This is a genomic window from Sulfolobus sp. B1, assembly GCF_007050195.1.
Classification (GTDB): domain Archaea; phylum Thermoproteota; class Thermoprotei_A; order Sulfolobales; family Sulfolobaceae; genus Saccharolobus.
The window spans coordinates 1-8592 of the sequence record NZ_QIMI01000073.1 but is presented as its reverse complement, the minus strand read 5'-3'; the positions used below and the strand labels follow the sequence as shown (position 1 = coordinate 8592).

Here is an 8592-nt window from a genome sequence, read left to right as displayed (position 1 = left end):
CAGTTCCGTGTAATACTACTTGCATTATGACGAGTAAGTATAAGGATTTATTATCTATAGAAAATTTCAAGGCTCAAGTAGAAGTGCTAGACAGCTTAATAGATCTCATTCAAGACAGAATATATACGTTAAGGTATGACTTAGGAGAAATTTTCTCGCGATATGCTAATAACATTAACATTGACAATTTGACTTACGCTGTGTATAAAATAATAGAGGAAGGAGGAAATACAGTAATCGGAGACAAGATTTACTTCGGGGAAAAGGAGATCGCTCAAGGTGATTTTCACATTCTCTATAATATAAACAAAATAATTGAAGAGATAGCAAAAAAGGATGCTAATATCAAGTCGTTATGCGATGAGATAAAATATTTAAGCGAGGCTACTTGGGAACACTTTGACAAGAATATAAGGAGGTCTTTGAATGAGGGTTAGGGTAGGAATAGAAGGAATTACTATAGATTCAGCCCATTACACCTTGTCATCATATCAAGATAGTCAAATTCATGGACATACATACTTAGTTAGCGTTGAGGTAGAGGGTGAGGTAAACGAAAAATCAGGATTTGTGATAGATTTTAACTTGCTCAAAAAGATCATTAAAGAAATCGTGAAAGAGTGGGATCATAAGTTAATCATCCCTGAGCCTGATCTGGAAAAATCGAGATTTGAAGGTCCCTTCAGAATGGAGTATAAAGTGATCAACGCTCCCTTCCCTACAGTCGAGTACATAGGTATGGAGATTGCCAAAATAATCTATGAAAAATTGGATAGAAAATATAAGATCATGGTAAAGATCTATGAGGGAAAAGATTCCTATGCGGTTATAGAGTATCCATGATAAAACGTAATCCGACATTATCAATCCATTTACATTCTTGACTTATTTTGTTTTTCCTATAACATAAGATCTCTTCATCAGAAAATTTGAAGCACCACTCCTCACCTTTCTCCATTTTTTCAAAGAGATTGTTTAAGTTAGGTATAAAGTGCCCATTACTTTTACAAATATAGCCATAAGTCTCATATCTTTTCATAATCACGTTTTCATTGAAGATGAATATTCCCCCTAAAATTGCAGGATAGCAAAACTTTTTCTCATGATCCTTACAAGCCTCATCAATACTGTAAGTCTCTTTCAATTTAATGAGTAAGTCCTTCTCCTTTTCACTAGAATTTCTGAAAGAGACTATAGGCGGAATCACAGAAAATACGAAGGTATAGCTTTCAGCTATCTTCTCTATTCTTGACGGAATCGCTATTATCATCATTAACTATCTTTTTAAATAACGGTTTATCTTGAATATAATTTTTATCTAGCTGATAAGCTATCTCAGCCTTAGCTAATTCATATCCAATATATAATGCATGCTCCTTGCTAACCTCATTTATTCTTCTTAGGAGAGCTCTTCCTAGACTTAAAGCGTCCTTTCCCTTTATTGTTACTCTTTCCTTTCCGTACCACTCTATACCAATTCCATCATCGGCTATGAATACCTTAGCGTAACCTTGATCCATAATTGGATCTATTTTATCTTTTATCTGAATATCTGCTTTCTTATTCTCCTTTTTAATCTTATTTTTGTCCTTCAGTATTAATAAGTCAATTCCTAAATCCTTAGGAACCCTGTTTTCTTTCAATGCAATACTAACCATTTTAGACGCTTGCTTAACTTCCCAACTGCTCCACCTGGTTTTACCCTTATCCATAATTAGTAGATTGGAAATTCCTATCTCCCCAGCTATCGTTGTGAGTAATGCGTTAATTCCTACGCTATCAGCGTCTAATAACTCAGTGACATTAAGTATACCCATTAAAATCGGAACATCAGACAATTTTTCCCTTACATAAGCGTAATCAAACATACTTTTCACCATTCCCTTAAGTGGAGGAGATAAGATAGGATCTGCTATAAGTTTCTTGAAGCCTCTCCTTCTAGCTTCACTTATTAGTTTAACCGTAATTTCACCTTTATTTTCAGTTGAAAAGGGTGCTACTACGAAAGCAGAATCCTTAATTTCCTCTAATTTGTCGATATTTAACTCGTTTAAGTTAAATACAACTGATGCCCCACTTTTCACACCTTCAATTAACGCTTTAGGAGAATCCGCATCTATTCCAACTACGTAACCACTGTCCACTAATATTCTAATTTTTTTCCTTAGCTCTTCAATATCGTTATGTCCCACAGGAAATCCTAAAACTATAATATCTACTAACCTTCTTACTTTCTCTAGATAACTAAAGTCCCAATTATGATCAAACTCTAAGAATATTCTAAAAGGAGGAGGTGTTATAGGGATTTTTATGTCACCTATTTCAAAAGCTATTTTAGCATCTTCTTCAATTTCTTTCAATTTTTCCTCAACATTAGATACCTTACCTATTATTTTGTCAGCAGGTTCAATAGTAGATAGTTCTATTCCACTCTTCAATGCCTCAATAACTTTAGGAATATCCCAAGCTTCCTCTGTTCCTTTGAATGCTTTAATCCCTGTCTCTTTCTCGATAATTTTTGCATCTCCATATACTAACCCAGGTACCAAAATATAGTCAATTTTTTTATCACTACTAACATCTTTTTTCAGTTTTTCAGCAATATACTTAGTACTCATCAGTGCAGCAACGGGATAATCAAGAACTTTAACCTCAACTTGTATGTCTCTAATATTTTTTATTACATCATAGACAATTGGGGCAGCCAAAGTTCCAGTTACCAGTAATACTCTCACATGATATAATAGATGTTAAACTATTTAACTTCAAGTTTTTATTTATCGTTGAACAAAACTCTTAAAATTAAATCATGTGTAATAAATCATATGAGTCTTTTACCAAAAACAGCAAGTATAAAGCCTGGAGAAAAATTTGATACGATAATAGTTGGGTTAGGTCCCGCTTCATATGGTGCCGCACTCTATGCTGCTAGATATATGATGAAGACTTTAGTTATAGGCGAAACACCAGGAGGTCAACTTACTGAGGCAGGTATAGTTGACGATTATTTAGGTTTAATAGAAATTCAAGCTAGCGATATGATTAAAATATTTAATAAGCATGTTGAAAAATATAACGTCCCAATAATTTTGGATATTGTTGAGAAAATTGAGAAAAACAATGATGAGTTTATTGTGAAGACAAAAAGGAAAGGGGAATTTAAGGCAGATACTGTAATACTGACAATAGGTGTTAAGAGGAGGAAACTAAATGTTCCTGGGGAACAGGAATTCGTTGGTAAAGGTATTTCTTATTGCTCTATATGCGATGCTCCACTATTTAAGAATAGAGTTGTAGCTGTAGTAGGAGGAGGAGACTCAGCCTTAGAAGGAGCTGAAATATTATCAAGTTACTCCACAAAAGTTTACCTTATACATAGAAGAGACTCCTTTAAAGCCCAGCCAATTTATGTTGAAACTGTAAAGAAAAAGCCTAACGTTGAGTTCGTTTTAAACTCAGCAGTTAAGGAAATTAAAGGAGATAAGATAGTTAGACAGATTGTAGTGGAGAATCTGAAGACTGGAGAGATTAAGGAATTGAATGTGAACGGTGTCTTCATAGAAATAGGTTTTGATCCACCGACAGATTTTGCTAGGAATAACGGAATTGAAGTTGATAGTAATGGGTATATTAAGGTTGATGAGTGGATGAGAACAAATGTACCGGGTGTCTATGCTGCAGGTGATTGTACCAACATGTGGCTAGGGTTTAGACAGATTATAACAGCTGTAGCTCAAGGTGGTGTAGCAGCAACTTCCGCATATAGATATTTAACGGAAAAGAAGGGTAAAAAATGAGTGAATTAAGACAAACTCTCGATGATATAGCTCTTAAAGTATCTAAATACATTAAGGAAGTAAGAGATGAGGGAAATGCTACTAAGATTATTGGGTATCATTCTGGGGATACAACGAGGTTAATAGATAAGAGGTCTGAGGAATACTTATTTGAATTACTAAAGGATACTGGTTACAAATTTAAGTTTGTCTCAGAGGAATCTGGAGTTTCTGGGTATATGGATAATTATGATTATCTTGCCGTTATAGATCCTCTTGATGGTAGTACTAATTTTGTGTTAGATATTCCTTGGTTTTCTGTATCTGTTGCAATATATGATAGAAAGTCTAAGACGATATTAGATTCCATAGCAGGATTTGTAATTAACGTTCCATACAATAAGGTCTACAGTTACGATATTAGAAATGCTTATGTTAATGGTTACCCCTACAATGATAAGCCAAATGATCTATCTTTACCGAAAATTGTTATAACGTATTTTGAAAAAGATAAAGTGGAGAAATCAATTCAAATTTTGAGCAAAATTAACGGATATAAGATAAGAAGTTTAGGTAGTGCTTCACTTGACATGTTGCTGGTATGTACTAAAATGGCTTACTTATTCTTTGATTTAAGGGGAAGGTTAAGAAATGTAGACATTTCAGCATCGATAAACTTTTGTAAACGTCTAAATACAATAGCTACAACATTAGACGGAAAAGAAATTGGTGTTGGAATAGATAACGTATATAATATAGACGAAATTATTCTATCTTGGGATCATGATGTGTTGAAGAGGATTTACTCTTCTTTTTCTTAACTGAAGGTTGTATTTTTTCCAAGGCATACGTAAGATCTTCTTTAGTTAGACTCCTATCCTTAATACCCTTTAACATGTCCTTTAGTACTTTCATTTTCGCCTCCCTAGCGATCGCCGCTAAGTCAGCTCCAGAATATCCCTCAGTTTTCTCCGCTATTATACTGCAATCAACTTTTTCACACTCATCCATACCTATATACTTCTTAAGGATATCTAATCTCTCATCTTTATTTGGTAAAGGCATGTGTAATATTTTGTCAAACCTCCCAGGTCTCAAAATTGCTGGATCAATAGCCTTTAACTTATTAGTTGTACCTATTACTATTACTTCCTTTAAACTTCTTATTCCATCCATTTCAGTTAACAATTGATTTACTATTTTTGATGCTTCTGAAGAACTCTTGTAATTTCTTTTTGATGCTATTGCATCCAATTCATCTAAAAGTATAATTGACGGCTTATTTTCTCTAGCCCTATTAAACACTTCCTTTATAGCGGCAATTGCTCCCTCGTATCCCTTGTACATTATCTCAGCTCCGCTTAATGATATTAATTTTACCTTGAGTGTTTTTGCTAAAGCCTTTGCCATCATCGTTTTACCTACTCCAGGTGGACCATAGAGTAGAATCCCTCTGATAGGAGGAATCTTTAATTTTTCCAAAAGTTTATAGTGAAATAATTGCAATTCAAGCAGTTCTTTTAACTCAGTTTTTATTTGCTCATATCCTCCAATATCATCTAAAGATATCTTCTCCTCAAAGTATTCGTTCTCCTCTTCTCCTTTTCTAACTCTCCTCTCAAAGTCTAATCTAAATTTCTCATAATCTTCTATCATTTGCAAGGTTATACTAGGTTTGTATTTCTTTATTAGTTCAATGAAATCATCCATAGTGATTTTCCTATCCGCTCCCTTTTCTAAAACTTCAGCTGCTACTTTTCTCGCAGCTTCTTGGCATAGGTTAGCTAGGTCTGCTCCGCTATATCTCTCAGTTATATCAGCCAATCTATCAAAATCAACATCATCAGCTAATGGTTTTCCCTTACAATGTATTTGTAAAATCTGTTTTCTAGCTTGTTTATCTGGTGCTCCAACGTAAATTAGTTTGTCAAATCTCCCTGCCCTTAATAAAGCTTTATCTAGCATTTGGGGTACGTTAGTAGAACCAACTATAATTACTCCATCATCACTATGTAGACCATCTATTTCTGATAACATCAAGGATAATAATCTTGGTGTAACAGAATCTCCTGTGTGAGATTCCCTTTTTACGCCTATGGTATCTATCTCATCAAAGAACAGTATACAAGGAGAGTTCTTTCTGGCATTATTAAATAACTCCCTCAGTCTAGCCTCACTTTCCCCGTACCATTTGCTCATTATATCACTTATATTGACGTAAATAAAGTTCAATTTTGTCTCGTTGGCTAAAGCCTTCATCATTAAAGTTTTTCCACATCCAGGAGGACCAAAGAGTAATATTCCCTTTGGTGGTCTTAATCCATATCTTAATGCAACATCCTTATTTTTAAGAGGAAGCTCTATGTATTCCCTTATTTCTTTCTTTACGTCTTCATAACCTCCAATATCATCCCAAGTTATTCTCTTATCTTCAGTTTCGGGCTTCTTTTTCTGAGTTTTATTTTGTAATTGTAACGCTTTATCAGAATAAGCGAACTTTGCAGTAGATTTTCCGAAAATCTTCATAAGTATTACTATTAATACGGACAAGCTGATAAATATGATTATAAGATTTACTGTGTATTCATTCAAGGCTCAATCCGATAATAATATCCGTTTTTATGATTATAAGCTTATTTCAAAAACTTTTATCAAGAAAATGATTCGATTATTCTCTATTAAATTAGGACTTTTTCTTTAAATCTTCTAGAATTTTAATGTATGCATTATACCCTGGTGCACCAGTAACACCTCCACCTGGATGAGTTCCGGATCCACATAAATATAATCCTTCTATCGGTGTAGTATAGTCAGAGTATCCTATTAGGGGTCTAAAGAAATATAACTGGTCAGGGGTCATGTCCAAGTGAAAAATGTTTCCTCCAGTAATTCCGAACCTGCTCTCTATATCCAATGGAGTTAACATTTCGTACTTAATTGGTTTAAAATTAGGTGCATATTCTCTTATGAGCTCTAGAGTTCTCGTAGCAATTTCATCCTTCATTTCATAATTTCTCTTTCTGTCATATACTACATATTGCCCAAAAATTGAGAACGAGAATTTACCTTGAGGTGCCACAGTAGGATCTACTGATGATTGAATGTTAATTGAAAGCCATGGTTCTTTCGAATAACCAAAAATTCTCGCATCATCATAGGCTTTCTCGATATAATTTATACTCGGCATAATTAGTTCTGAAGCTATATGTTCCGGAGAAAGACTTTTTCCGTTCCCGAAATCCGGTAACTCCTCTAAGTATCCTACTATCTTAAATGAAACACCTGTAGTCTTCAGAGCCTTAACCTTCTTTACAAACCCCTCATCAAGTTCTGCATTTCTTAACAAATGTAGAAATGTCTTCTTAGGGTCTGCGTTAGAAACAACTATCTTTGCCTTAACCTCTTTACCGTTCTTTAGTTTTATCCCCTCTACCTTGTTGTTTTTCACTAGAATCTCGTCCACCTCAGCATTAGTATATATTTCAGCTCCAAAGTATTCAGCTGATCTCTTAAGTGCTTGAGTAACCCCACCCATACCTCCTTCCACATATCCCCATGCTCCCTTAACCCCATTAACTTCTCCAATTACGTGATGTGCTAACACGTAAGCTGTGCCGGGCATAGAAGGTGAGGCAAAGGTACCTACTACGGCATCCTCCACTAAAGCTGACTTTATCTCTTCAGACTCAAAATATTCATCCAACATTGAGTTAGCGTCTTGAACAAAAGTTCTAAGGAACATTAAAACCTCTTCTTCATTTACATTACCCTTTAACAGTTTAATTAAGTTCTCAGCCTCATCTAATCTAGGAGGAGGGTTTAACATAAAGAAATCAGCTAAAGAAGCAAAGTTATCCCAAAATTTAACCCATCTCTCATAACTCTTAGCGTCGTTCTTTGAAAATTTTTCAATTTCTTTTTTGGTCCTTTCTAGACTAGACCAAATATACAACTTCTTGCCGTTGGGGAAAGGTAAGAATAACCCAGGATCTTTCAAATACACTTTTAAACCAAATTCTTTTAATTTTAGATCCTCTATGATCTTGGGTCTTAGTAAGCTTAGTACGTAAGCACCAGTTGAAACTTTAATTCCCGGCCATAATTCTTCAGTAACACTAGCCCCTCCAACTATTTCCCTTCTTTCGAATACAGCTACTTTTAAGCCAGCCTTAGCTAGATATGCAGCGGTGACTAATCCGTTATGTCCTCCTCCTACTATTGCTACGTCAATCATTTTGACCGCCTTTGTAAGAACCAAATGAGAAATCCAATTGCAACACCTAAACCACCTAAGCCTATTGATATATAGGTAAACGTTTCTATCGTGGATTGGATGGGAGGTATTGTATTTGCAACCTTAGTTGTTGCAGTGCTTGCTGCGAGTATAATGAGTGACATTAACATAAACTTAAAAAGTGAGCAATATAACTCTATTGCAAAATGGACGTTATATTACCAGATTATTATGGAGAGAATATTTATACGCTTTCGTGTACGATTGCAAAGTTTCTAGGTGTTAATAGAAATTGCCTTAAAGAGATGGATATTTCATTAAATAATAGACTGGTTTTAGTCCTATTTGACGGATTAGGATGGAACATCTTTCAAAAGACAGAGAGTAAAATCAATGCGAAGAAGATAACTACAGTTTTCCCATCAACTACTTCCACTGTCTTAACAACCTTATTTACTGCCTTGACCCCTGGTGAGCACGGAGTTTTAGGATATAATACGTTTGTAAAAAGATTAGGTGGGATAGTAAATACATTACGTTATACGTTTCCCCAGTTAAGCGAGAGGGACTCCATAAAGGATT

At 34.8% G+C, this 8592-nt stretch carries 10 protein-coding genes; 5 read left to right on the top strand and 5 right to left on the bottom strand.

All coding sequences use genetic code 11. The annotated features are described in order from the left end of the window. Together DMP16_RS06170 and DMP16_RS06165 are read left to right on the top strand one after the other, a co-directional pair. Positions 1–437, top strand: a 437-nt coding sequence (locus DMP16_RS06170; protein ID WP_143576984.1) for a hypothetical protein, incomplete at its 5' end; no start/stop codon positions are given. Further along, positions 427–843, top strand: a complete 417-nt coding sequence (locus tag DMP16_RS06165; RefSeq protein ID WP_069284024.1) for a 6-pyruvoyl tetrahydropterin synthase family protein — start codon at positions 427–429, stop codon at positions 841–843. The genes DMP16_RS06170 and DMP16_RS06165, both read left to right, overlap by 11 nt. On the opposite strand, the gene DMP16_RS06160 is transcribed toward DMP16_RS06165, so the two are convergent. Together DMP16_RS06160 and DMP16_RS06155 are read right to left on the bottom strand one after the other, a co-directional pair. After that, a complete protein-coding gene (locus DMP16_RS06160) occupies positions 827–1270 on the bottom strand; it encodes a hypothetical protein (protein ID WP_069284727.1) in 444 nt (147 codons plus the stop codon). The genes DMP16_RS06165 and DMP16_RS06160 overlap by 17 nt on opposite strands. Further along, positions 1230–2735 carry a dihydropteroate synthase-like protein gene (locus DMP16_RS06155; RefSeq protein ID WP_069284025.1) on the bottom strand — a complete coding sequence of 502 codons (1506 nt, stop codon included), beginning with the start codon at positions 2733–2735 and terminating at the stop codon, positions 1230–1232. The genes DMP16_RS06160 and DMP16_RS06155 overlap by 41 nt, the downstream gene beginning before the upstream one ends. Before the next feature lie 90 nt (positions 2736–2825). Between DMP16_RS06155 and trxB the strand changes: the two genes are divergently transcribed. Together trxB and DMP16_RS06145 are read left to right on the top strand one after the other, a co-directional pair. After that, a complete protein-coding gene (gene trxB / locus DMP16_RS06150) occupies positions 2826–3797 on the top strand; it encodes a thioredoxin-disulfide reductase (RefSeq protein ID WP_069284026.1) in 972 nt (323 codons plus the stop codon). Then, positions 3794–4597 (top strand): inositol monophosphatase family protein, encoded by an 804-nt coding sequence (locus DMP16_RS06145; protein ID WP_069284027.1) that lies wholly within the window; start codon positions 3794–3796, stop codon positions 4595–4597. The genes trxB and DMP16_RS06145 overlap by 4 nt, the downstream gene beginning before the upstream one ends. Here the strand turns inward: DMP16_RS06145 and DMP16_RS06140 are convergent. The 3 genes from DMP16_RS06140 to DMP16_RS10965 all read right to left on the bottom strand — a co-directional run bounded on the left by DMP16_RS06140 (position 4542) and on the right by DMP16_RS10965 (position 8174). Beyond that, positions 4542–6368 (bottom strand): AAA family ATPase, encoded by a 1827-nt coding sequence (locus DMP16_RS06140; RefSeq protein WP_069284028.1) that lies wholly within the window; start codon positions 6366–6368, stop codon positions 4542–4544. The genes DMP16_RS06145 and DMP16_RS06140 overlap by 56 nt on opposite strands. Positions 6369–6459: 91 nt before the next feature. Next, complete coding sequence (locus DMP16_RS06135; RefSeq protein WP_069284029.1) at positions 6460–8010, bottom strand: NAD(P)/FAD-dependent oxidoreductase; 1551 nt, start codon at positions 8008–8010, stop codon at positions 6460–6462. Further along, on the bottom strand, positions 8007–8174 hold the full coding sequence (locus DMP16_RS10965) for a hypothetical protein (RefSeq protein WP_185957826.1): 168 nt from the start codon (positions 8172–8174) through the stop codon (positions 8007–8009). Before DMP16_RS10965 ends, DMP16_RS06135 begins: the two co-directional genes overlap by 4 nt. Positions 8175–8216: 42 nt before the next feature. Here DMP16_RS10965 and DMP16_RS06130 point away from each other — a divergent pair. Beyond that, positions 8217–8592, top strand: a 376-nt coding sequence (locus tag DMP16_RS06130; RefSeq protein WP_185957825.1) for an alkaline phosphatase family protein, incomplete at its 3' end; no start/stop codon positions are given.